Source organism: Sinomicrobium endophyticum (assembly GCF_052983315.1).
The window spans coordinates 1-25,023 of sequence record NZ_JBRKIS010000037.1; the positions used below are offsets into that span (position 1 = coordinate 1).

Here is a 25,023-nt window from a genome sequence, read left to right on the forward strand (position 1 = left end):
GAGTATCTCTCGGCATCCGGTATAGGTAAATTATTGGATAATAACCTGCCAGAGCTTGCGCCCCAATCCAAATATTCCTGGAGCGATGTCTTGTATTCATTGCTAAGCATTTACTTATGTGGTGGCGACTGTATCGAGGATCTTCAAACCCATCTTAAACATCATTTCAAAGGCAATCCTTACCTGAATATGCCTAGTTCCGACACGATGCTACGGCGTATAGGTAATTTATCCGAACCCACTGCCCAATGTAAGACCAAAAGAGGTTCTGTACTTCACACATACAGCACCCACTCGGTCTTGGGGCAATTGAACATGGAGGTATTGAAACATTTGGGTGTTTTTAAACAAAAGGAACTCCTGGTGGATTATGACAATACCATCATTTTCAATAAAAAAAAGGATAGTAAAATGACCTATAAGCGTGCCCCGGGGTATCAACCCGGGGTCTGCACCATTAATGAGAACCAGGTCCTTTACATAGAAAACAGGAACGGGAACAGTGACGCAAAGTCCTTTCAGTGGGATACATTATCTCGCCTGTTCCATTTGTTGGAAGCTAATATAGACCGTAAAATTGACCACTTCAGGGCCGATGCTGCTTCCTATCAATATGATGTTGTGAAATTAGTGCAACAAAAGGTAAGGTACTTTTACATTGGCTGTAAAAACAGTTATGTGGAAAAATATTTCAAAAAAGTAGAAAGTTGGGACACCATATCGGATGCCAATAATAACGTTATGGAAATTGGACAGGTTTTAGTGACCCCATTCGAACAACAGGCCAAAAAGGCCGGGGAAAAACCTGTCCAATACAGACTGGTGGTCAAGCGGTCGTTCAAACCTACAAAACAAACCGATGCTTTTACCGGGGATGCTTATCAATACCGCGCCATACTCACCAATAACCTTGAACTCCATATCACCGAACTGGTTCGGCTCTACAATCACAGGGGGAACATGGAGCGTCAGTTTGATATCCTCAAGAACGATTTCGGGTGGGACGGGATGCCTTTCTCCGCCTTGGGCAAGAATACCGTTTTTTTATATTTAACAGCAATCTGCCGCAACCTTTACCATCATATCATGGAATGCTTTTCCTCCAAATACAAAACACTAAAGCCTTGCTATCGTGTTAAAAAATTCCTTTTTAGGTTTATCCTCCTGCCATCAAAATGGATAAAACGTTCCAGACAAGTATCCCTCAGGGTTTATGGAAATATGCCCTTAAAAACTTAGCTGGCAAAAACAAAAACGCTCCGTAAAATAATGACCTCCACAGAGAAAGTATAAAAACTTTAACAGGGGAAGTATGCCCCAACATTTAAAAAGATATCGGAAACCTACAAAAAAAGCAACGTTTAATCCTTAAAGCACCAAAATCAAAACGGGGGGTAATGATTTACTATAGACATGCGGATTTTAGGAAATATCGGGATGGAGTTTTGTAGGGGAGGTTTCCCGTTTCAACTCCCTAACTAACCAACTCCGAACTAATCAACAACCGGTAACCGGCAACAAACTTTAAACATAGAATTACGCAATTATGATGCGTTTGCCCTGGGACTAAAGGGACGGGAGGAAGAAAACAACTAAGCCCGGACCCTGTTCCGGTTTCCTGGACGGAGACAGGGCCCTCTTATATAGTTATGAGAAAAGTAAGATGGGCTTAGTGTTTATGTCTGAATTTTTTTAGATATTTCCAGTTGTAATAATGAGCAATGGCAATTCCAAGGGCTCCGAGAGGTGTGAGAATTGCTTCCCACAACTCGTGTATTTCAAAGCGGCTCAAAGCTATAAGTACAAATCCGCTCACAGCGAGAATAAGGGGGCGTTTTTTATGATGATACCGGGTGTATGAAGGCCATAAGGATAAAACCGCCAGGATAAGTCCCGTACCGATAAATATCCATTCGATAACGGGGTTGGCCAGAAATGCCAGTCCTCCAAGTGTTGAAAATGTAATAAGGATGGGCACCACAGCACAGTGAACGGCACATAAAAGCGATGCGGAAAACCCGAGATAATCATACCAGTAACGGTAACCTACCTTGTTTGAATTCATAAATGCTACTTTGTTGCAAATATATATCAAAAAATATAAATGCTACTAAATTGCATTAATAAAAGTGTTTTTTATCTTTGTTATTTAAAATAAACCGTAATGATTGTTACAAAAGATCTCCGCTTCAGTTATGATAAGGAGCAGTATTTCCGGTTTCCGGACATTGAAATAGAAAAAAAGGGACATCTGCTTATATTAGGAGATTCGGGGGTAGGAAAGACTACTTTTCTGCACCTTCTGGCAGGCTTGTTAAAACCGGAAGAAGGGGCGGTGAATATAGAAGGAACGGATATTGCAAAACTATCGCACCGGAAACTGGACAAATTTCGTGGCAGGCATATTGGTATCGTATTTCAGAAAGCACAGTTTATCCACTCCCTTACCGTGGAAGAGAACCTTTTACTCATACAAAATCTTTCCGGGACAGGACAGGACAAAGGCCGGGTGCACCATATACTGGAAAGGCTTAATATTGCCCCGAAGGCACGTTCCAAAGGAGCGAATTTAAGTGAGGGACAAAAGCAAAGGGTTTCCATTGCCGCTGCGCTGGTAAATAATCCGGATGTTATCCTGGCCGATGAACCTACTTCCAGTCTCGACGATAAAAACTGTACGGCAGTAACGGAACTGCTCAAAGAACAGGCATTGCAGACCAATGCCAGCCTGGTAGTCATTACGCACGATCACAGAATAGCTTCACAATTTTCCAATAGTATCCGGTTATGAATATATATAAATTAGGTGTAAAGAATGCCCTGGCCAATCCTTTGAGTACGTTACTGAGTGTTTTATTGCTCGTACTCAGTATAGGATTGATTTCCCTGATGTTCCAGATCACCAGGCAACTGGACAATAAGCTGGAAAAGAACATCAGAGGTATAGATATGGTTGTGGGGGCTAAAGGAAGCCCTTTACAATTGGTATTGTCTTCCGTTCTGCATATCGATGTCCCTACGGGAAATATAAAACTTAAAGAAGCCGAAAGAGTATCCCGAAACCCTTTGGTGAAACAGGGTATCCCGGTTTCTTACGGCGATAATTACAAAGGATATCGTATACTCGGTACCAACAAGGATTTTCTGGGGCTCTACGGGGCGGAGACCGGGGCAGGGAGGTTGTGGGAAAAGCCTTTCGAGGTGGTTATCGGCGCCACCGTTGCGGATAAACTGCAATTATCTCCAGGAAGTACCTTCTCCGGCTCTCACGGGTTAATGGAGAACAGTGTGGAATCGCACGACCATCATCCTTTCACGGTTGTGGGTATATTAAAGCCCACCAATACGGTAGCCGATCAGTTGATTATCGGTAACCTGGAAAGCGTATGGCTCGTGCATGACCACGACGGGGGTGAAGGACATGAAGAACATGAGGAAGACCGTCACGATCACGAAGAACATGCCCATGAAGATCACGATCATGAGAATGAGCATGAAGTACATATTCCGGAAGAGGATAAGGAAATCACTTCCCTGTTGATAAAATTCAAAAACCCGATGGGAATGGTAAGCCTGCCGAGAATGATCAATGACAAAACCAATATGCAGGCGGCCCTTCCTAATTACGAAATAGAAAGGCTGTCCAATCTCCTTAGTGCGGGCAGTAAAGCCATAACCCTTATTGCCGCGGTGATCATGCTGGTATCCGGAATAAGTATTTTTGTAAACCTCTACAAAGCCGTACGGGAGCGTAAATACGAAATGGCGCTTTTGCGTACCTATGGCGCTTCGCGCTGGCAATTACTGCTTTCTGTGATGGTAGAAGGATTGCTCATAGGCCTTGCCGGTTTTATAGCCGGAATATTGCTGAGCAGGCTCGGACTCCTGGTTCTGGGTGGGTATATCGAAGAGAGTTACCGATATGCCCTGGGCAGTGCAGGGATCATGAAAGAGGAAGTATTTTTGTTTATCTTTACGATATTATTGACGATATTTGCTACGATACTGGCGGCAGTTCCCGTATTTTATCTCAATGTATCTAAAATTTTAGCCAAGGATGATTAAGAGTGTTTTTTGGACAGGTATTTTTTGCTTCTTCGCGGTTTTCTCCGCAAAGGCACAGGAGAAAGTTACCTGGCAGGATTTGGCAGATGTTACTTTTACTTCCAAGTATTTCGATACTACGGATGACTATTTTCTGGTTCCGGATTTCGGGAAAAACGTAAAGGAACTGGAAGGAAAGCAAATATCCATTACCGGGTATTTTTTAAGCCTTTCCCCGGAAGACGGTATATATATGCTTTCTCAGAATCCGATGGCTTCCTGTTTTTTCTGCGGAGGTGGCGGACCGGAATCCGTACTGGAAATTAAGTTCCAAAAGAAACCCTCCTTTAAAACGGACGAAGTGGTGACCATAACCGGTGTATTGAAACTGAATGCCGAAGATATAAATCACTGTAATTATATACTCAAAGAAGCAAGTGGTTTTGCCTTGTAAAGGGAGAATTCGGCAGGGATTTTTGTTGTAAACGGTTTAATTGTTTTAATCTATGAATGCAGAAACGATACCTATGGATAAGAACGTAGAAGAGATGCTGAGATCACATCGTTTGAAGCGAACCTCGGCACGGATAGAAATATTGTCGTTGTTGCTGGGGAGCAGCCACACCATTTCCTATAACGATATAAGCGAGGAATTAGGCGATAATTTCGATAAATCTACCGTATACCGTACCCTCAACAGTTTTGAGGAAAAAGGGATCATCCATGCGGTGAACGACGGTAGCGGGGGAATCAAATATGCAGTGACAAAACAGGAGAGTTCCGATGCGCACGTACATTTCAAGTGTGATGATTGTGAACAGACCTATTGTCTTCCGGATACAAAAATACCACGTGTACACACGCCGGAGGGCTTTATAATAAAAACTTCTTCGTTGCTTATAAGCGGTACGTGTAAATATTGCTCTTAAGACTTCGGCAATATAAAACCCAGTCCTATTCTCCGGAGCATTTTCTTTTCAAAGCCCCAGAAAAAGCGGAATTGCCCGAACAACCACCCGAAAGTAACCAGGAGTACCTGGTATACAGGGAATATGAGTAATATCCGGAGTGTCCAGTATATGACGGGGTGAAGGTTTTCTTCATGCATTTCAAAAAAGGTGAGAAGGGGGCCTGCAAGTTTGGCGGCAGACGACCCGGTAAGGGCAAAGACAACAAATATGATTAAAAGCTGAAAGTTGGATTCAATTCCCCAACGCCTTTTTAATTTCTCCATACCGTACTAATTAGAGGATGCAAAGATAATGAAGATATGTAATCTTTTTGTCAGATACGCGGAATAAAACCTGCCAGCCGCTGATTGTATTTCCGCTGGAAATAAATAAAGTAGTTGTAGAGTTTATAGTTTACTTCATAACCGTAATCAATATTATGGTTATAATCTATCTGCAGGGTGTACAGGTCGGGATTAAAACGGAAAGGTTCCATTACCCTCTGATTCCAGTTGATTACATAAATATGGTTACGATTTTCCAGGAAGTTTTGGGAATAATATCCTTCCGGACGCGCTACACTTTGTAACCACGCATTGAAACCAGGCTCTATAATAATAATTTCATACTCCAGACTGTCGTTAGCTATCGCAATGGTATCCCCGCTTTCCGAATTGAAAATTTCCGATTCGTCCGGGGTATAAGCCACCTTACCCGTAGTACAGGCAATAAGCCCGGATATTACGGCAACGGTAACCAATGTATATCTCAATAGTCCCTTCACAATATTAAAAATACAAAAATTCCGGCAGAATATCTATGAACCCCTCATAAAAAAACCGCTCTCGTTGCGGAGAGCGGTTTTCGTATTCTTTAAAAAGGTTCGGTTTATTTACCGGACATATCTTTCATAGTGTCTTCGATCATACCGTAGAACTGATCCAGTTTAGGCAGAACAACGATTCTTGTTCTCCTGTTGCTGGCACGGCCGGAAGCAGTTTCGTTGCTGTCTAAAGGAATGTAGTAGCTTCTACCTGCAGCAGTCATCCTGGCTGGTGATACGTTGAAGTCGTTTTGCAGTATACGTACCACTGCAGTAGCTCTGTGTACACTCAAATCCCAGTTGTCTTCGATTCCGGGTCTCTTGATCGGCACGTTGTCCGTGTGACCTTCAACCATAAATTCGAAATCGGGTTTGTTGTTTACCACTTTGGCAACTTTACCAAGAACTTCCTTAGCTCTGTCGGTAACCGTATAGCTTCCGCTTCGGAACAACAGTTTGTCGGAAATAGAAACGAATACCACACCTTTTTCTACATTGATTTGGATGTCTTCGTCGTTCAGGTTACCCAAAACACCTTTCAGGCTGGTAACCAGGGCAAGGGTTACAGAATCTTTCTTGGTCATCGCATCCTGTAAACGTTGGATACGAAGATCTTTTTCCCTTAAACTCTCGAGGGATTTCTCCAGGTTCTCAGCACCTTTTTTAGACAAAGTGGTAAGGTTCCCCATGTTGTCTATAAGCGCATTCTTTTCTGATCTCAGGCTTTGGTTATCTGCTTCCAGTCTGGATCTGCTTTCCAAACAAGAGTTAAGCTTAACAGTCGCAGAGTTCAATAGATCCTGCGTTTCTTTTTGCTTCGCTTCCAATTCTGCATACTTCTTTTGTGATACACAGGAAGAGAAGAAAATGGCAATACCTGCCCCTAACAAAACTATTTTTTTCATCTGTCTAAAATTTATGCCTGCAAAATATAGATGCAGGCTTGTTTTCATGATTGTGTTTATTTGGTTTTAAAAATGAGTCCAAAAGTATTAAAATCTTCGAATTAAACAAGCTGTTTTTGTTAATCTTTAACTAATTTGGGGTATACCCTTACATTGGAAATGTAATATGCCCAAACTACAGACTTAATAACGTAGTAATGCCCTGTCTTATTACCCTTCCCCCGTTTTTTTATGGTATTTTTTAAATAATAGTAGTAGCTGAAGTGAGCCCGGATTATGGCAAAACAATGCAGGAATCTCAACTGGAATACAAATCGTATTCCGGCTATACCATCCAGAAAGAGGCGTATGAAAATAAGAAGAAACACGTATCCGGACGGGGCGTTTTTGGTCAGGGAAAAAAGGGAGTTCCGGAAGTTGAGAAACGTCTTTTTCGGATTCATGTTGCTCAGGGTGGCTCCGCCTACGTGGTAAACGCAACTTTGTCCCGTATAGAGGATAAGGTGACCGGCGTTTCCGGCTCTCCAGCACAGATCTATCTCCTCCTGGTGGGCAAAGTAATCCTCGTCAAAACCCCCGAGATCTTCAAAAACTTCCCTGCGTATGAACATACAGGCGCCGGTGGCCCAGAATATTTCCCGGGTGTCGTCGTATTGCCCTTCGTCTTTTTCCAGGTGTTGAAATACACGTCCGCGACAAAAAGGATATCCGAACATATCGATATATCCCCCGGCAGCCCCGGCATATTCAAAGTAGTCCCTGTTTTTGTAATCCAGTATTTTAGGTTGTGCAATACCAACTTCAGGCCTGTTGTTAAAGATATCCCGAAAAGGGTCTAACCAGCCCGGAGTAACTTCGATATCCGAATTGAGAAGACAAAAAAGGTCGGCATTCACCTGTTTCAGTGCTTCATTGTACCCTTTGGCAAATCCGCCGTTCTCCCGGTTTTGAACAATCCGTACCTGCGGAAAAGATTTTCGAAGGAAGTGGAGGGAATCATCTGTAGAGGCATTGTCCGCCACATAAATATCCGCTCCGGGGGAATATTCCAGTACCGAGGGGACAAATTGTTCCAGTAGTTGCTTTCCGTTCCAGTTAAGTATTACAACAGCTATTTTCATAGATTACACATGGGCTGCCGGTAAAGACAGCGGCCTGTTACGGACAGGTCCGGAGTATTATACGTTAAAGCCCACAAATTAACGACTATATGGGGGAATATCCTCTAAAAATATATATTTTTCTTGCATGTAGTCCAACCGGCAAAAGTAATGCTGAAGTCCGTTGGTAACCATAAGGAAGCCTGCCTTTAGGGTAAGGTTGTACCGGGCTATCTGGTCAAAAGTTTCCTGGGTGATCCGTACCGAAGGAGCTTTACATTCCACAATCAGTGTAATTTCTCCCTGTGGCGTGTAGACCACTATATCATAGCGTTTTTTTAAATGGTTTACTTTTAGTTCTTTCTCCACATTGATAAGAGAAACAGGGTAGTCCTTTTCCCGGATAAGAAATCGGACTACATGCTGGCGTACCCATTCTTCCGGTTGCAGAACAATGAATTTTTTGCGTATGGGATCAAAAATATAGGTTTTATTTTCTCTATTTTTGATGCGAAAGTCATATATGGGAAAATTTAAGGCCTGCATGGCGCAAATATAAGGAAAAGGACGAATGGATGCCCGGAGGGAGAATAAATGAATTTTCCGGGTTGCGGACGGCGGATAAGTTGAATTACAAATTTTTGAAGGATAAAATTCATGGATGAAGTAAAACGGATAGTAGCGGATATTAAGAAAGGAGATATAAAGCCTGTTTACGTATTAATGGGGGAAGAGCCGTATTACATTGACAGAATTGCGGAGTTCATCGAAGATAATATTCTCTCCGAGGAAGAGAAGGGATTTAACCAGGTAATCCTTTACGGAAAAGATGTTTCCGTCGGGGATATTATGGAAAGTGCCAAACGTTATCCTATGATGGCTGAGCGGCAGGTCGTTATTGTGAAGGAAGCACAGGAACTTTCCAGGACCATAGAAAACCTGGTGTCTTATGCGGAAAACCCGCAACCTTCAACTGTTTTGGTTATATGTTATAAGTATAAGACCCTTGACAAACGGAAGAAACTGTACAAGGCGGTTAAAAAGGACGGGGTTCTCTTTGAGAGTAAAAAGCTTTATGAAAACCAGGTTGGCGACTGGATACGAAGAGTACTGGCCGGGAAAAAGTACACGATAGCCCCCAAGGCGGCATTGATGCTGGTGGAGTTTTTGGGTACTGACCTGGGAAAGATAAACAACGAACTGGAAAAACTACAGCTTATACTTCCGCAGGGAACCGAAATTACACCGCAACATATCGAGGAAAATATCGGGATAAGTAAAGATTATAACAACTTTGAACTTCGTAAGGCGGTAGGGGAAAAGGATGTGGTGAAGGCTACCAGGATCATTCATTACTTCGGGCAGAACCCCAGGGACAATCCGCTTGTGGTAACCGTGGCGCTCCTGTTTAATTTTTTTTCCCAGTTATTGCAATATCACGGATTGAGTGACCATTCTCCGAAGAGTGTGGCAGGAGCATTGCGCATCAACCCGTTTTTTGTTAAAGAATACCAGGTGGCGGCCCGTAATTACCCGATGAAAAAAGTGAGCGCAGCGGTTGCCGTACTACGGGAAATGGATGTAAAAGGGAAAGGGGTCGGAGCCGCCAATATATCACAAGCCGATCTGCTCAAAGAGTTGCTGGTAAAAATTATGCATTGATTTTCTTCCGACACCTCCGTATAAACAGGTATTGCAGTTTGTCCGAATCGGGCTCCGGCCCTTTTGTAAACGTTTATGCCCCCTTATCTTCTATGCATACGGAGATTTCTTCCCGAGGGCCCCGTCTATACTGAATTTTCCCGGCCCGAGAAGACCGATGGCTACAAAGATAACAAGGTAAAGCAATGCCATCTCCCTTTTTGCTAACGGATCACTGCCATGTACGACAAATGCCGCTACGATCATGGTAATTACGGTGGGTATGGTTGCCCATCTGGTTTTGAAACCTATAATTACCAATATCGGGGCTATAAACTCACCGATCACAGCCAGAATAAGAGAAGTTTTTGCGCCTACACCCACAGGGTCCGGAAATTCGATTTCGCCACCGTTCAGCAACATCTGTAATTTTCCGAAACCATGTGTCATTATCAGTGCGGAAGCACAGATTCTGAGCAGGGCCAGTCCCAGGCCGGAGGAGTTGTCTTTTTTCATATTCTAAAATATTATTATGGTTTTATCGTACTAAAATAGGAAATTATATTCGATGTGTTGTGAGTATACCGGGTGAAATACAGGTTCATGCATCTTAAATGCACGGTAATAGTGCAATATTCCGGGTTTAGGATTTTAAGCGGAAGTTGCATGTTGTAACCGGATATATAACCGGTAAATTACCATATGGGATATGGGTTGCAAATAACCATACCCCCGGATTTTTATATTTCTCATATAGTACGTGTGATTATTCAGATTGAAAAGGATAGCGGGGGATTTAAAATAATCTATTAATGTGAATTAAGGGTTGAAATTCAATACTTATAACCTTCGGGGTATATTGATAAACAATTCTGCTCGTCCGGCTGAGAAATTGCATTTTAGTTATTGAGTTATTCAGTTTAAGGGTATTGCCTAAATAACTCAGTAACCGAATAATCCGCCTGTTTTTTTATGGAAAAACCATGACGGACTAATCCTTAATTCACATTAATTAACGTGAGTTTAAGACAAGACCAAATGTTCTGGTTATAAGTCGGTTGAGTCAAAATAGTACTGTCACCTCGAGAGCTAACGTTTTGGCAACCGCATCAATTAATAATGACGTATCTGTCGGCCCGAGCCCTTCGGCTGTGCTCAGGATACCCGCCTGCCGGACGGGCAGGAACTAAAGTCGAGGGGGTTTTAGTTCGAATGGTCTCTCAAAGAGGTCTCGACTACTCCCGATAACCATCGGGACGACCTGACAGGGATTAAGTTAACCATTTGTTATTCTGTATGATATAAATCGAACTCTCGTCATTATTAAGATGTATAAAGGATGTCAACAGTAAGTATGGAATGAAAAGTGTTTTTTCAGGAGAGGCAGACGAAGAGATAAGTGCTAAAAAAAGCAGGCTGCTTTTTAGCAGCCTGCTAATGAAAAATATAAATATTTTGTTATGCTTCCTGTAATTTGCTCAAAGCATTGTTGAATACTTGATTGGGACGCATGGCATCTGTGGCAAGGGTTTCGTCAGGGAAGTAATAACCTTCTATATGGACAGGTTTCCCCTGAATGTTATTCAGGTCTCCCACGATATCCTGTTCCCTGGTTTCCAGTTCGGATGCCAGCGGGGTGAATTCGGCCTGTAAATCCTTGTCTTTGGTTTGCTTTGCCAAAGCCTGGGCCCAGTAAAGGGCAAGATAGAAATGACTGGTACGGTTATCCGGCTCATTTACCTTACGGGAAGGAGAACGGTCGTTTTCCAGGTATTTTTCCGTAGCTGCGTCAAGGGCGTCGGCGAGTACCAGGGCTTTTTCGTTGTTGTATTTGTTGCCAAGGTGTTCCAGCGAAACTGCCAATGCGAGGAATTCACCGAGAGAATCCCATCTCAGGTGATTTTCTTCGAGGAATTGTTCTACGTGTTTCGGAGCGGAACCTCCGGCGCCGGTTTCAAACAGGCCGCCACCGTTCATCAGCGGTACAATGGAAAGCATTTTTGCACTGGTCCCCACTTCGAGGATAGGGAAGAGGTCGGTCAGGTAATCGCGAAGTACGTTCCCGGTTACAGAAATAGTATCTTTCCCCGCCTTAAGACGATCGAGGGTAAAGTGTGTTGCTTCTGCAGGAGCCAGGATACGGATATCCAATCCTTTTGAATCGTATTCTGGCAGGTATTGGTTTACTTTTTTGATCAGTTCCGCATCGTGGGCGCGTTGTTCATCCAACCAGAAAATGGCAGGAGTTTGCGTTGCCCCGGCACGGTTAACAGCCAGTTTTACCCAATCCTGAACGGGAGCATCTTTGGTCTGGCACATTCTCCAGATGTCCCCTTTTTCCACAACGTGCTCCATAAGGATATTTCCTGCGCTGTCCGTTACCTGTACGGTACCATCGGCAGAGATCTCAAATGTTTTGTCGTGCGAACCGTATTCTTCCGCTTTTTGTGCCATAAGCCCTACGTTGGGTACGGTACCCATAGTGGTAGGATCGAATGCACCGTGTTTTTTACAGAAATCGATAGTTGCCGCGTATACGGCAGAATAACTGCTGTCCGGTATTACGGCTTTGGTATCCTGTGCTTTACCTTCCGCATTCCACATTTGTCCGGAATTCCGGATCATCGCAGGCATGGAGGCATCTATGATAACGTCACTCGGCACATGGAGATTGGTGATACCTCTGTCGGAATTCACCATGGCCAGGTCCGGTCCGTTTGCGATACAGGTTTTGATTTCAGCTTCAACAGCATTTTTCTGATCTTCCGGAAGCGATTGCACTACTGCGAGAATATCCCCCAGGCCATTATTGGCATCAGCACCTGCTTTGTCCAGTATATCCCCGTATTTTTCGAATACCGGGGCAAAGAATACTTTTACGGCATGGCCGAAGATGATAGGGTCGGATACCTTCATCATGGTAGCTTTCATGTGCAGGGAAAACAAGACGCCTTGTTCTTTGGCATCTTTTAACTGTTCCTGTAAAAATGCTATCAATGCTTTTTTACTCAGGGCGGTACCGTCTACGATCTCGCCTTTCAGTACGGGAAGGCTTTCTTTGAGAACGGTAACGGAACCGTCAGCCTGTTTCAGGCTTATTTTTAAAATATCTTTTTGTGTAAGGGTATGAGATTTTTCATTATGCATAAAATCCCCGGCATCCATGGTGGCTACATGAGACCTGGAATCTGAACTCCATGCCCCCATGCTGTGCGGATGTTTGCGGGCGTAGTTCTTTACGGCTTTCGGAGCCCTTCTGTCGGAGTTACCTTCCCGCAATACGGGATTTACGGCACTTCCCTTAATTTTGTCATAACGGTTTTTTACATCCCTGTCTTTGTCCGTAGAAGGAGCATCCGGATAATCGGGGATAGCATATCCCTTGCTCTGTAATTCTTTAATAGCGGCTTCGAGCTGAGGAACGGAAGCACTGATATTAGGCAGCTTTATAATATTGGCATCCGGAGTCTTTGCGAGTTCTCCGAGTTCCGCAAGGGCATCATTTACCCGCTGAGATTCGGTCAGGTAATCCGGGAAACTGGCAAGGATCCGTGCCGCAAGAGAAATATCTTTTACTTCGATTCCGATCCCCGAAGAGGCGGTAAACGATTGTATAATGGATAATAAAGAACGCGTAGCGAGGGCTGGAGCCTCGTCTGTTTTGGTGTAAACTATCTTGGGTGTTTGTGACATGATTATGAAAGGTAATTTTTTGAAATAAAATTAATGGGTTTGATGCATTTTAAGCGAGAGCAAATATACAATTAAATGTGGGAATGAGGGGATTAGAGATGCGTAAAATTGGCAGGAAACAAGGGGGAATTGTTATAATTACGGAGGGTGGGGGAGGAAAGGCTAAAAGTTGTGGGGTTTTTTAGTTGGGAGTTCTCAGTTGTTTAAAAACTCACGAATTGAGTTTTGTGTTTTGCTAAGTCAGTTTTTATATTCACAAAGAGATATCTAGTCTATTTTCTTTTGGGAGTTGAGTTATTCGTCTCTGATTCGGTTTTAAAATCCTGCTATGGAATTGCAGTTACTTTAGTCTTGTGATTTTAGCCGAGGATATATTGATTAGGACCTGTTAACACAACCGGAAAAGATTGATTTTTTGAGTATATTTTTCTTCTGATCCGGGGAATCGGGTAGTCAGAAAAACAAAAGCCATATCATCGTATTTTTCGTTGATATGGCTTTTTGGAAATAATTGATCGAATTCTTTATCCCTCGGTGTTATTGCCGAGTTTGCAAACTCCGGTTGCCAGTTCGTTCAACCATTTCCTGTGGGAAGCACTTTTGCAGCCGTACTGTCTTTGTGTTTCCCTATACTTTTTCAAACTTCCTACTGCGGTTCACGAAACTTTCGTAAATCTCTTCGGCTTAAAAACCTGGGTTTTTAACTTTCTGTCAAACTCTTGTATTGTGTATTACAATAGTGGTTTTTCGAGACTTTGTTTAAAAAAGTATTATACACAAGAACATTTTTCTGTTTCTTGTGTTATAAAGTTACGAAAAAAATAGGAGAAATAAAAAAAGCAGGAGTTTTAAAATCAACAATTTATGAACCGGAGTTATTAACAATGGTTAATAAAAAAGCCATCCCGGCAGGATGGCTTTAAAAACTTTTGGCAAAGGCGAGAATTAACCTCGGACTTCTTTGATCCTTGCTTTTTTACCACGAAGACCTCTGAAGTAGAATATACGTGCTCTTCGTACTTTACCTTTTTTGTTGATTTCGACTTTCTGAAGTGCGGGCATGTTTACAGGGAAAATACGCTCTACACCTACAGTACCGGACATTTTCCGGATAGTAAAAGTTTCGGAAGCACCTGCGCCTCTTCTTTGAATTACCACGCCTTTAAAGAACTGTGTACGTGTTTTTTCACCTTCCTTAATTTCGTAATACACAGTAATTGTGTCTCCGGCAGAGAATTCCGGGAAATCCTTTCTCGTAACGAATTCGTCCTGGACAAATTTTACCAGACTTTCCATGGTTATATCTTTTAAAAATAGTGTTTTTTCAAAGCAACATACACGTCTTTCGCCAGAGGTTGATCTGAAATTGGGTGCAAATATAAATAATTATTTTAATCGATGCAATGTCCCGGTTATTTATTTCAGTACGGGAATGCCTTCCACACTTCCCTGGTTTCGAAGCTCTTCGCTGGCTCTTAGTGCCAGGGTGTCATTAACTTGTATATCACCGAATATTTCCGTTTTTCCGGCCCCGTTTCCGCCTATGGTGATCGGGATCCACACGGTTTTTCCTTCTGATATTTTAATAATATACATGCCTTCTGTAGAATTCAGCACGGCAGAAGAAGGGATTACAAAAGAACCGGGCCTGGATTTTACGGGGATGGAAACTTCTGCAACCATTCCGGGGAGCAGGATCTTGTCTGTGTTCCGGACATCCATTTCCGTACGCTGGGATCGTAACCTGTTATCCAGGGCCCCGGCCAAACGCGACACTTTTGCTTCGAAATGACGATCAGGGAGTGCTTTTACGGTGAACGCGACGGTACTTTGCGGAGACAGGTAACCGATGTATCCTTCCGGTACGTTGACTACAAGGCGAAGGTTTTCCTGTTCCCGGAGTGTGAAAAGTGGTAACTCGGACCCTCTGCCGGAAGGCCCGACATAAGCTCCCGGGCTTACATTCCTGGCGGTGATGACCCCGTTAAAAGGAGCTTTGATCTCCAGGTAGTTCCGATTCGCCATAATTTCGCGATAGTCGGCCTTTGCCGCTTCGAACTGAGCGAGATCGGATTCCTGTTTGGCGAATGCTATATCGAGGTCGTTTCGGGAAACGGTTCCCGGGGTTTTACTGGTTTCCAGAAGCCGGTTATAAGTTGCTTTACTGGAAATATACACAGCTTCCTGCGATTTCAGGCGCGATTCGGCTGCTGCCAGCTGGGAGTTGATCTCCGGAGCCTCCAGTACGGCTAAAAGCTGGCCACTTTTTACCTGGCTTCCTATATCCGCTTTAAGGGTTTTTATAAAACTGTTGACCTTGGCATATAAATCTACTTCCTGGTACGCGGTTAACTCTCCCGGAATGCGGATACTGGAAGATAAACTGTCTTTTTTAACTATGAAGGCTTCCGGTCCGTCCGCACCCGTTGTGGTTTGATCGCGGTTTTCCCCGGCATTTCCATGCCCGCAGGCTTGTAATGCGAGAGCAACGCATAGAGGAAATAATAAAGAGTAGTTGGTACGTTTCATAATATAACGGGTAAAAATAGAACGTGATATTTTTTTATATGGATATTGCATGTTTCTGTTTTTATTTCGAAAGTTTTGTGTAGTGAATACTTTCCTCGTCTTCGGGGTCGAGAGACATACTTTGTGTTGATGCTTTTCCCTGTCCCCAGGCAAAGGCGAGTGGAAGGATAAGCAGTGCAGCGAAGGTAGAGGCCACAAGCCCTCCGATTACCGCTCTTCCCAAAGGAGACGACTGGTCCCCTGCTTCTCCCAGGCCGATGGCAATGGGTATCATACCCACTACCATAGCAAGTGCGGTCATGACAATGGGACGCAAACGCAATGCGGCGGCTTGTTTTGCAGCTGTAAGAGCATCTCCGGATTCCTTACGTATTTGTTCCGCGTTGGTTATCAGTAGAACAGCGTTGGATATGGATACTCCTACAGACATAATGATACCCATGTAAGACTGTAGATTGAGGGTAGAACCACAGAGCATCAGCAAGGCCAGGGACCCCAGAAGTACTGCCGGCACCGTAGCCAATACAACAGCGGATACTTTGAATGACTGGAAATTGGCTGCCAACATGAGGAATATAACCACAATGGCAACGAAGAGCCCGTTTTCCAGACTGCTCATGGTCTCGTCCATAGTGTCGCTCATTCCTATGAGATCCACATTCAGTCCCCTGGGGAGTTCTCCGAGGGAGGCTATGGCTTTTTTTACATCTTCGGCAGCACCAGCCAGGTCTTTGTGATCTGTATTTGCGGTAACTGTCAGTGTTGGCATAGCCCCGAGGTTATCCGTTTCTCCATAACTGCGCCCTTCGGATAAAGTAGCAATATCGCCAAGTACCGGCCTGGAGGAATTTTCCAGGAGCGGGATCTCCAGGATCTGTTGCTGATCTGTCATTTTATTTTCCGGAATCTGTACCTGCACATTATAGCTGTATCCTGCCTTTTCATCGATCCACACATTTTTTTCCGTAAAACGGGAGGAAGAGGTGGAGGCTATAAGAGAGCGGGAAATGTCGCTTACATCTACACCGAGTTGTGCGGCGCGTACCCTGTCTATGTTGATGTTGATGGCGGGATAATCTATGGATTGCCCGATCTGTACATCTCTCAGGTAGTCTATTTGTTTCAATATACCTACCATTTTTTTGGCATATCGCTCATTAAGTTTTTTATCTCTGCCGGAAAAGCGAACTTCGATAGGGGTAGGAGACCCCTGGCTCAAGATCTTGTCCGTAAGTTCTATGGGTTCAAAAGACAATTTCATTTCCGGGGTGGATTTTCCGGCCATTTCCCGGATTTTGTCTTTCAGTACATCCAGGTCGTCATGGCCTCCTTCTTTCAGGGCTACCTGTAGTACGGATTCATGCGGGCCGGCTACCCAAAGGAATATGGGGCTGATGGAAAACAGTTGGGGATGGAGACCGACATAGGCAGAAGTGATGGAGACATTCTCTTTACCTACCAGGTCTTCAATGCCGCGTATCAGTTTTATGGTTTCCCGTTCGTTGTGCTCTATGCGCGTTCCATCGGGCATGCGGAGCCGTACCTGGAATTGTCCGCCGTTTACTTTGGGCAGTACGTCGCGTCCTATACTGTTTATGAGGATAACGGCAATTAGCCCTATCAATAGTATATACCCGGTAACGATGATTTTCCGATGCGGAAGCATCCGGTCTATGAAACGCAGGTAGCGCATACGAAGGCGTTCGAAACGGCTGACCTTGCCGTCCCGGTTACTGTCTTCCCTTTCCACCAGTTCCGCTTTTTGGTTCCAGGTATTGGATTCGCTTTCGGCACCGAGCCCGGATTGCCGGTATTCTTCACTGTCCGACAGCGGCTTTCCGTTTCTATCGTAATGATGTTTCGTCTTCATTAGCCAGTTGGCCATTATAGGAACAAAGGTCTGTGCCAGGAAGTATGAAACGACCATGCTGAACCCGATGGATAGCGCCAGGGGAAGGAACAGTGAACCGGGTATACCACCCATGGTGAATGCCGGTGCAAATACTGCCAGAATACAGAGCAGGATGAGAAGTTTCGGGAAGGCAATTTCCTTACAGGCATCCCATATGGCCAGAGCTTTGGGTTTGCCCATGTCCAGGTGTTGGTGGATGTTTTCTATGGTAACCGTACTTTCGTCTACAAGTATACCAATGGCCAGGGCCAGCCCGCTCAGGGTCATGATATTTATGGTCTGTCCGAACAGGTTCAGGAAAAGTATGGCCGAAATAATGGATGTTGGGATCGTAAGGATAACAATGAGGGCCCCTCTTATATCCCCGAGGAACAACAATACCATAAGACCGGTGAGTACAGCTCCTATAATCCCTTCATGGAGCAGGCTCTCTACAGAGTTCATTACATAGGTAGACTGGTCGAACTCGTAACTGAGATGTACGTCTTCCGGGAGTTGTTGCTGTATTCCCGGGATGGCGCTTTTCAGGTTCTGGGTAACTTCCCAGGTAGAAGCGTCCGCACTTTTTGCAATACTGAGGTATACGGAACGACGCCCGTTTACCAGGGCATATCCGGAAGTGACGTCCGCACCGTCTTCGACAGTAGCCACATCTCTGAGATAGAGGTTATCTACTCCTCCTTTGAATAAAGGTATGTTCTCAAAATCTTTGATAGACCGTATGGTGGTGTTGGCGGGGGTAATATAGTTTTTATCCCCTATACGTACATTGCCGGAGGGGGCGGTCTGGTTATTGAGCCGAAGGGCTTGTACGAGCTGGTCGGGTGTCATCTGATGTTGCCGGAGTAATTCCGGATCGGCTTTAATGACCACCGTACGCACATTTCCACCGAAGGGAGGGGAAGATACCAGCCCGGGAACAGAGGTGAAGGTAGACCTCACGTAAATATTGGCAAGGTCCAGCAGTTCGTTGTTGCTCCGCTGTTCGCTGCTTAGTACCAGTTGTCCTATGGGCAGGGTAGAGGCATCGAACCGTATGATAAAGGGCGGATTGGAGCCCGGGGGGAATACTGCCTGTATACGGTTGGAAAAGGCGCTTACTTCTGCTGCTGCCTGGGCCATATCCGTGCCCGGGTAAAAGTTGATCTTCATCAGTGTAAGACCCTGTATGTTCTTGGTTTCAATGCTTTTCACCCCGTTTACAAAGAGAAAGATGTTGATGTAACTCTTTGCGAAAAAGGATTCCATTTGTTCCGGGGTATATCCTCCGAAGGGGTGGGAGACATAGATCACCGGCATATCCAGTTGCGGGAAAATGTCTATTTTAATATCATTGACAGCTTTTATCCCGAAGAAGAAAAGTGTGACAACCAGTACAAGGATGGTTATCGGTTTTCGTAAGGCAAAGCGTATTAGATTCATGTACTTTTATATATAGAGGTGGTTTATAACTGATCTTCGAACAAGCCGAAATCTCCGGTTGCAGCTGCTTTTAGCAGGAGGGCTTGCCATACATTGTTGTAGGCGATATCCCTATCCGTTTCTGCACGTACAAGAGCATACAGGGCCTGGGTTACCGCGTTCAGGTCGGTAAGGCCGTTTTTATATAATACGGTCTGACGCTGATAGGCTTCGCGGGCTGCATTTACCTGTACCGGGGCTTCTTCGTAGTTGTCCAGGGAGTTTTGGATCTTCTGTTCGGAATACTTTAATTGCGCTTCTATCTGCTGTCTTGCTACTTCATATTCGTTACGGAGTCCCTGGCTTATATATTTCTGGGCTTTCACCCGTTGCGATCCGCGGAATGGCTCGGTTATATTCCAGTTAATACCGATCCCCAGCAGGTAATTGGCCATTTTGGGCTCGATGCCGTCCCAGTAGTTCCTGGTAAATGCTTCGTTGTCGGTTGCATAGTCGTGAAAAAAACCGGAGCCACGGGTCTGGATAACCCCAACGAGATTTATGGAAGGCAAAAAAGAAGTTTTCAGGAATTTAGCCTGGGTATCGCTATAACTTACCCGGCTTTCGTACCACTGCAATACGGGGTGTACATCTGTGGGAGTTGCCGGTTCCCTGTTTAGTATCATGGGAATCCTGGAGATAAACAGGGTATCCGGTATAAATTCTCCTGGTGGTATACCCATTAATTGTGCCAGGTTATTGCTTTGTTCCTGCTCGTTGTCAATGGCTTTGGTGAGGGTTATCCTGGCACTGGAGTATTCGGCATTGGCCTGTAGTGAGTCCACACCTGCAATGAGTCCGCTTCTGGTCCTGGCAACTACGATATTGTGGAATGTCTCCGCACGCTCCAGGTTTTTCCGGTACGATAGTACCAATTGGTGGGCGGCAACTACCTGGAGGTAGGTAGCAGCTACTTTTACTTTATGCTGAAAGATCTCCTGCTGCCAGTCTTTGGAATCGCGATCAGTAGCAGCTTCGGCAGCACGCGTTCGCTGTTTGGCCTTTCCAAAGGCAAATATTTCCCAGTTAAAACTGGCAAAATAGAGGGAACCGAAGGCGGCATTCCAGTTTTCTTCTTCATAAGCGGGACCGGAAGAGGCCAGTCCGGAACCACCGAAACCAAAAGAAGGGCCGTAAAGTCCGTTTATGGTACCATAATCGTTACGGGCACCAAGGATTATATCCGGCAAATACGTTCTCCGGGCTTCTTTTTCCAAAGCACCGGAAGCACGATAATAGGCATTTTTAGCCTGGATACTTCCGTAATTGCCGATGGCCAGGGATATGGCTCCCTTTAATGGAAGGACTTCCTGTGCGAACGCTCCGGAAAGTAGGCAAAATGTAAAAAACAGGACAAGCTTTCTCTTGTCCGGAAGATAGAACTTCTGCATTGCGGCAAATAATTAATGTTAGTTTGGTACGGTAAATGAAAAACATCATTTTGAAGCAAATTTGAAGTACCGGACAGTAAATGGAATTTTTAGGAATTATTTATGAAATCAGGCAAGAACCGGGGCTTTGATTTTTGGCATTTCCATATCTGTAGTCTTGTTGTCCGTTCCGTTGTTAAAATAAATCACTAACACGTGCCAACCTTCATCATAGTGATAGGTTATCATGAAATTGTGCAGCTGACATATTTGTTTTACGATAGACAACCCAAGACCGATCCCCGTGTTGCACTGATCTCCTTTCTTAAACCGCATAAACAGTTCTTCCGTAGGGATTTTTGGTGGTTTCCCGGTATTTCGCATTATAAGGCGATCAGGAGTGAGAAACGTTTCTATATTACCTTCTTCATAATTGTGTCTTATGGCATTGCTGAAAAGATTGGACAATAATATTTCGGCCAGTACGGGGTGTATCTTTAGTAATACCCTTTCATTGATATCGGTTTTCACCTTTAATCTCTTTAACGAGGTGCGTTCTTCGTACATTCCCAGGACTTCTCTGGCAGAATTGCGGAAATCGAGCAGTTGAGAAGTCTCGAATTCATGGTTTTCGAGTTTGGTGAGGAAGAGGAGAGAACGATTAATACGCGAGAGTTTATCGATGGCTTTATACATTTCTTCTATAAGCCTGGCCTGGGATTCATCAATCCGTGTTTCCGTGAGCAGTTCCATTTTACTGCGTAATATGGCCAATGGTGTTTGCAGTTCGTGCGAGGCATTTTCACTGAATTCTTTTACCGAAGCGTAGTCTTCAATAGCCTTGTCGGTCATTTTTTTCAGGAACAGGTTAAGTTCTCTGAATTCTGTCGTATTTGTTTCCGGGAGTTCTAAAGTCGTTTTTCCTTTCAGGTTGAAATTTTTAATCGCTTTCATGGTGTGGCGAAGCGGTGTAAAAATGTATCTTGAGAGTATCCGGGCGCACAGGAGGAGGGATATGATTATGAGGAGCATTTTCCAGAAAATGGAATGGAGCATTCCGGCCAGTATTTCATCTGATTTGGTAACATAATCAAAGGAGGATACCTGGTAATTATGCCCTGCGATTTCGTAATAGGAAGTTACCCGGATCAGGCATTCTTTGTTCCCGTTTTCCGCATTGTGCTTAAAGGTTTCTTCTATACATATTCTGTCTTCCGGTAGCGGTCCTTCGAAAGGGGTTATCCGGATGGGTCTTCCCTGGGTAAAATGACTTGTCGTATCACTGGTTTGTATTTGTGAGGCAGCGCGATCATTGGCCTGGATCATCCGGCTTATTTCTGCCTGGTCCATCGCCTTTTTGATATTCCGGAGCGCTATATACATGCTTATGGGGGTGACCAGGAATACCACGCCGATGAACCATAAGGTTATTTTGTTGAGAAGCTTCATGAGTTGGTAGTATTGAACTTGTATCCCAGACCGTAAATGGTTTCTATATAATCCGACCCACCCAGGGCATTGATTTTTTTCCGGAGGTTCTTGATGTGTTGATAGATAAAATCAAAATTGGGTAAATTATCCGTATGGTCTCCCCAGAGATGGGTGGCGATGGATTGCCTGGATAGTACCCTGTTTTTGTTGACAATAAAATAATGTAGCAAGTCGAATTCTTTGGGAGTTATATCCAGTTTGGTGTTGTGGATAAAAATCTCCATGGTATTTGTGTTCAGTGTTATTTCATTACAGGTCAAAAGGCTGGTCCCTTCCGTTTTTTTTCTCCGGTACACAGCCCTTAGACGTGCATGTAATTCCGGGAGGTGGAAGGGTTTGGTAATATAATCGTCCCCTCCGCTTTCCAAACCGGCTATTTTGTCATCCAGCGCATCCTTGGCGGAAACGATGAGAACACCACTGGTTATTTTCTCATGCTGCATAAAGCGAAGCAGTTCCAGGCCGTTTCCGTCCGGTAACATAATATCCAGCAGTATGCAGTCATAACTGTAAAACAACAGTTTCTCACGGGCACTATCGACACTATCGGCATGTTCACAGACAAATCTTTCGCTAACGAGAAAATCACGAACACTTTCCGAAAGCTCTTTGCTATCTTCTACAATGAGTACTTTCATCTGTTTATTTTTTATTGTTTTTCAACGGTCAGATGTAACCCCTGCCTGTATCGGCAGGCAGGTTTGATGGCCAAAATAATCATAGCCCTGTGAGTCTAAAGATTCTTTTAGTCATGTCGGTTTCATGAAACATCAATCTAATTAATAAAAAATGTCGGAACTGAATATCCGCAGAAAACAGGGTTTGTATACCAGGAACTGAAAAGATTGTTACAGCAATTTTAGGATAATAAAGTTAAGCTAAAAAGAAATATGTAAGGAGAAAAACTTATATTAATACGGATGTTCTATTCTTTATTCCTGGTATTTGCTGTTTTCCTAAAAGGAAATACTTTTTTTAGTAAAATTGAAATATGGTATATTCTTTTTTGTGAAAAATGAAGAGGGGAAGGTGCAGGATGAACAGAGTTTTTTGTACTTTTAAAACCGGAAAACATATGTGTAAAACAGAGTTGTCCATTGAACAAGGCTAATTCAAATAATTTAATTTCATTAATACAACAGGGAGACGAAAGAGCATTTGAAACTCTATATCGTCTTTATGCAAATAACCTGTTTATTATAGCAAAGTCTTATCTCCGTGACGATTTTTCGGCAGAAGAGGTGGTGCAGGGTATTTTTATGTCTGTTTGGGATAAAAGAAATGATATCCGTGTCAGGGGTAATGTGGGGGGATACCTGTTTAAAATGACCAGGAACAGGTGCCTGGACATACTTCGTAAACCCCGGAAGATAGTTTCTATGGAAGACGAGGCTGTTCTGTTGGAAGATGCCATAAATTTCAAAGCGCTGGAAGACGGGGAAGCTTCTTTTTTATTGGAAGAAGAACTGGAAAAGCGTATTGAAGAGGCGGTTGAACTATTGCCTAAAACCTGTAAAAAGGTATTCCTGAAAACAAAGGTGGAGGGACTGAACTACAGGGAAACCGCAGAAGAACTTCACATATCTGTTAAAACAGTGGAAAGTCATATGACCAAAGCTTTGAAACATATGCGTTTTCATTTAAGGGAATTTATGTCCTGCTTTCCTTTTTTCGGGTAATCCCGTCCTGGTAAAGTGCTATAACTAGCCTTAAGCATGTTTTTTGATTTGAATTTACCTTTGTGAACTTTGTGTAAATCTCCGTGTTCTGTGGTTAAACGCCAACCACAAGGCGATGTCCTTAGCGTAGCCGAAGAAGGCTTCAAGTATGCACAAAAAACACGAAGCTGACTTGTTATCAAAATTTAATGCATCTGTACTAATTGCGAATCACAAATTATCTTCAACTGCATAGAATACTCTTTTTGAAAGGTATTTTTATATTTTGTTAAAAAAGGGATCTCTTTATTCAGGATGAAATCAAAATATAAGGATAAAACTTTTTTATTGTAAAATTTCACACAAAAACTAAGGGTGTTTATATTTTTTAACGTCTTATTAATACAGGCTTAACATTTTATTATGGTATGGAAGATGAAACTTTACTGAAATATATAAATAACCAGCTGGGAAAGAAAGAGAAACAGTTGGTAGTGAAATGGATAAATACTTCGGATGAAAACCAGGAGCGTTTTAATATACTTAAGGCGAAGAATACCGCCTCTGTTTTTAATACCCCCTTGCTGGATGTAGATGGAACGTATGACAAAATAAGAGAGAAGAAAAGAAGGCAAAAAATAAAAGAAACAGTATTACAATGGGTGTCCATAGCGGGAATTCTGGCTATCGGATGGTTCCTTCATGATTATCTGAACTCTCCGGAAATTACGGAAAATAAGGTGGTTATTGAAGCAGGGACGGAAATGGTTGAAGAAGTAACACCGAAAGGAATCAGAAGGGAAATAATGCTTCCCGATGGAACCAGGGTAGTTCTGAATGTAGACAGCAGCTTACGGTATTCCGGAACTTTCCGGGATAGTTTAAGAGAGGTTTTCCTTACCGGAGAAGCCTATTTTGAAGTAAAAAAAGATGTTTCCAGGCCATTTATCGTACGTGCCGGAGATATGAATGTAAAAGTGTTGGGGACGTCTTTTAATGTTCGTTCCTATTCCGAAGATCACAATACCAGAACTACTTTGATAGACGGAGCAGTGGAAATAGAAAGTGCTTACGGAGCCCCGGTGAAACTGAAACCGCTTCAGACCGCTTCACTGGGCAGGAAAGGCAAGCGTATTGAAGTAAAACGTGTTTCTGCCGAAGAAGTGGTTTCCTGGAAAGAGGGGAAACTCATTTTTAAGGAAACCCTCATGGAGGATGTATTGGAAGATCTGGAACGCAGGTACGATGTGAAATTTGATATTCGGTCCGAAGTACTTTATGACTATTTGTATACCGGAACTTTTGATAACCTGACGATAGATGAAGTACTGAAGGTACTTAAGATTTCGTCTCCCATCCAGTATAAAAAGGAAAATGAAAAAATAATCTTGTATTGAGATAAAAATAAAGAAGAAGGTGCGGCAACACCTTCTTCCTGTTGAGTGT

At 43.6% G+C, this 25,023-nt stretch carries 22 protein-coding genes; 8 read left to right on the forward strand and 14 right to left on the reverse strand.

Annotated elements, in window-relative coordinates:
- Positions 1-1,239: IS1380 family transposase (locus ACVBDU_RS13210; protein ID WP_447178411.1), on the forward strand; the 1,239-nt coding region annotated here is incomplete at its 5' end.
- A gap of 430 nt (positions 1,240-1,669) precedes the next feature.
- Here the strand turns inward: ACVBDU_RS13210 and ACVBDU_RS13215 are convergent.
- A complete protein-coding gene (locus ACVBDU_RS13215) occupies positions 1,670-2,065 on the reverse strand; it encodes a MerC domain-containing protein (RefSeq protein WP_447180206.1) in 396 nt (131 codons plus the stop codon).
- Between the two features lie 99 nt (positions 2,066-2,164).
- Here ACVBDU_RS13215 and ACVBDU_RS13220 point away from each other — a divergent pair, with 99 nt between their 5' ends.
- The 4 genes from ACVBDU_RS13220 to ACVBDU_RS13235 are packed head-to-tail and all read left to right on the forward strand — an operon-like array spanning position 2,165 to position 4,973.
- Complete coding sequence (locus tag ACVBDU_RS13220; RefSeq protein ID WP_447180207.1) at positions 2,165-2,791, forward strand: ABC transporter ATP-binding protein; 627 nt, start codon at positions 2,165-2,167, stop codon at positions 2,789-2,791.
- Positions 2,788-4,065, forward strand: a complete 1,278-nt coding sequence (locus ACVBDU_RS13225) for an ABC transporter permease (RefSeq protein ID WP_447180208.1) — start codon at positions 2,788-2,790, stop codon at positions 4,063-4,065. The genes ACVBDU_RS13220 and ACVBDU_RS13225 overlap by 4 nt, the downstream gene beginning before the upstream one ends.
- Positions 4,058-4,498, forward strand: coding sequence for a hypothetical protein (locus ACVBDU_RS13230; RefSeq protein ID WP_447180209.1), 441 nt, complete (start codon positions 4,058-4,060; stop codon positions 4,496-4,498). The genes ACVBDU_RS13225 and ACVBDU_RS13230 overlap by 8 nt, the downstream gene beginning before the upstream one ends.
- Before the next feature lie 52 nt (positions 4,499-4,550).
- Positions 4,551-4,973, forward strand: a complete 423-nt coding sequence (locus ACVBDU_RS13235) for a Fur family transcriptional regulator (RefSeq protein ID WP_447180210.1) — start codon at positions 4,551-4,553, stop codon at positions 4,971-4,973.
- Here ACVBDU_RS13235 and ACVBDU_RS13240 read toward each other — a convergent pair.
- The 5 genes from ACVBDU_RS13240 to ACVBDU_RS13260 form a co-directional block, all read right to left on the reverse strand.
- Positions 4,970-5,278: a DUF6787 family protein gene (locus ACVBDU_RS13240; protein ID WP_447180211.1), complete on the reverse strand. Its 309-nt coding sequence runs from the start codon at positions 5,276-5,278 to the stop codon at positions 4,970-4,972. The genes ACVBDU_RS13235 and ACVBDU_RS13240 overlap by 4 nt on opposite strands.
- 50 nt (positions 5,279-5,328) lie before the next feature.
- Positions 5,329-5,766, reverse strand: coding sequence for a DUF6146 family protein (locus ACVBDU_RS13245; RefSeq protein ID WP_447180212.1), 438 nt, complete (start codon positions 5,764-5,766; stop codon positions 5,329-5,331).
- 116 nt (positions 5,767-5,882) lie between these two features.
- Positions 5,883-6,722: an OmpA family protein gene (locus ACVBDU_RS13250; RefSeq protein WP_447180213.1), complete on the reverse strand. Its 840-nt coding sequence runs from the start codon at positions 6,720-6,722 to the stop codon at positions 5,883-5,885.
- 119 nt (positions 6,723-6,841) lie between these two features.
- Positions 6,842-7,843, reverse strand: coding sequence for a glycosyltransferase family 2 protein (locus ACVBDU_RS13255; protein WP_447180214.1), 1,002 nt, complete (start codon positions 7,841-7,843; stop codon positions 6,842-6,844).
- A gap of 78 nt (positions 7,844-7,921) precedes the next feature.
- Positions 7,922-8,368 carry a type I restriction enzyme HsdR N-terminal domain-containing protein gene (locus ACVBDU_RS13260; RefSeq protein ID WP_447180215.1) on the reverse strand — a complete coding sequence of 149 codons (447 nt, stop codon included), beginning with the start codon at positions 8,366-8,368 and terminating at the stop codon, positions 7,922-7,924.
- Between the two features lie 111 nt (positions 8,369-8,479).
- On the opposite strand from ACVBDU_RS13260, the gene holA reads away from it, so the two are divergent.
- Positions 8,480-9,484 (forward strand): DNA polymerase III subunit delta, encoded by a 1,005-nt coding sequence (gene holA, locus ACVBDU_RS13265; RefSeq protein WP_447180216.1) that lies wholly within the window; start codon positions 8,480-8,482, stop codon positions 9,482-9,484.
- 90 nt (positions 9,485-9,574) lie between these two features.
- Here the strand turns inward: holA and ACVBDU_RS13270 are convergent, their stop codons facing one another.
- The 8 genes from ACVBDU_RS13270 to ACVBDU_RS13305 all read right to left on the reverse strand — a co-directional run bounded on the left by ACVBDU_RS13270 (position 9,575) and on the right by ACVBDU_RS13305 (position 22,557).
- Entirely contained in the window at positions 9,575-9,979 is a 405-nt protein-coding gene (locus ACVBDU_RS13270) for a DoxX family protein (protein ID WP_447180217.1), read from the reverse strand.
- A gap of 942 nt (positions 9,980-10,921) precedes the next feature.
- Entirely contained in the window at positions 10,922-13,156 is a 2,235-nt protein-coding gene (locus ACVBDU_RS13275) for an NADP-dependent isocitrate dehydrogenase (RefSeq protein ID WP_447180218.1), read from the reverse strand.
- Positions 13,157-14,101: 945 nt separating this feature from the next.
- Positions 14,102-14,452 (reverse strand): 50S ribosomal protein L19, encoded by a 351-nt coding sequence (gene rplS, locus ACVBDU_RS13280; RefSeq protein WP_447180219.1) that lies wholly within the window; start codon positions 14,450-14,452, stop codon positions 14,102-14,104.
- Between the two features lie 120 nt (positions 14,453-14,572).
- Positions 14,573-15,685: an efflux RND transporter periplasmic adaptor subunit gene (locus tag ACVBDU_RS13285; RefSeq protein WP_447180220.1), complete on the reverse strand. Its 1,113-nt coding sequence runs from the start codon at positions 15,683-15,685 to the stop codon at positions 14,573-14,575.
- A 61-nt stretch (positions 15,686-15,746) separates the two neighbouring features.
- Positions 15,747-19,019 (reverse strand): efflux RND transporter permease subunit, encoded by a 3,273-nt coding sequence (locus ACVBDU_RS13290; protein WP_447180221.1) that lies wholly within the window; start codon positions 19,017-19,019, stop codon positions 15,747-15,749.
- A 23-nt stretch (positions 19,020-19,042) separates the two neighbouring features.
- Entirely contained in the window at positions 19,043-20,449 is a 1,407-nt protein-coding gene (locus ACVBDU_RS13295) for a TolC family protein (protein WP_447180222.1), read from the reverse strand.
- 108 nt (positions 20,450-20,557) lie between these two features.
- Positions 20,558-21,877 carry a sensor histidine kinase gene (locus ACVBDU_RS13300; protein WP_447180223.1) on the reverse strand — a complete coding sequence of 440 codons (1,320 nt, stop codon included), beginning with the start codon at positions 21,875-21,877 and terminating at the stop codon, positions 20,558-20,560.
- Positions 21,874-22,557, reverse strand: a complete 684-nt coding sequence (locus tag ACVBDU_RS13305; RefSeq protein WP_447180224.1) for a response regulator transcription factor — start codon at positions 22,555-22,557, stop codon at positions 21,874-21,876. Before ACVBDU_RS13305 ends, ACVBDU_RS13300 begins: the two co-directional genes overlap by 4 nt.
- Positions 22,558-23,016: 459 nt before the next feature.
- Between ACVBDU_RS13305 and ACVBDU_RS13310 the strand changes: the two genes are divergently transcribed.
- Together ACVBDU_RS13310 and ACVBDU_RS13315 are read left to right on the forward strand one after the other, a co-directional pair.
- Positions 23,017-23,598: an RNA polymerase sigma factor gene (locus ACVBDU_RS13310; protein ID WP_447180225.1), complete on the forward strand. Its 582-nt coding sequence runs from the start codon at positions 23,017-23,019 to the stop codon at positions 23,596-23,598.
- A gap of 407 nt (positions 23,599-24,005) precedes the next feature.
- Entirely contained in the window at positions 24,006-24,974 is a 969-nt protein-coding gene (locus ACVBDU_RS13315) for a FecR family protein (protein WP_447180226.1), read from the forward strand.
- Positions 24,975-25,023 lie beyond the last annotated feature (49 nt).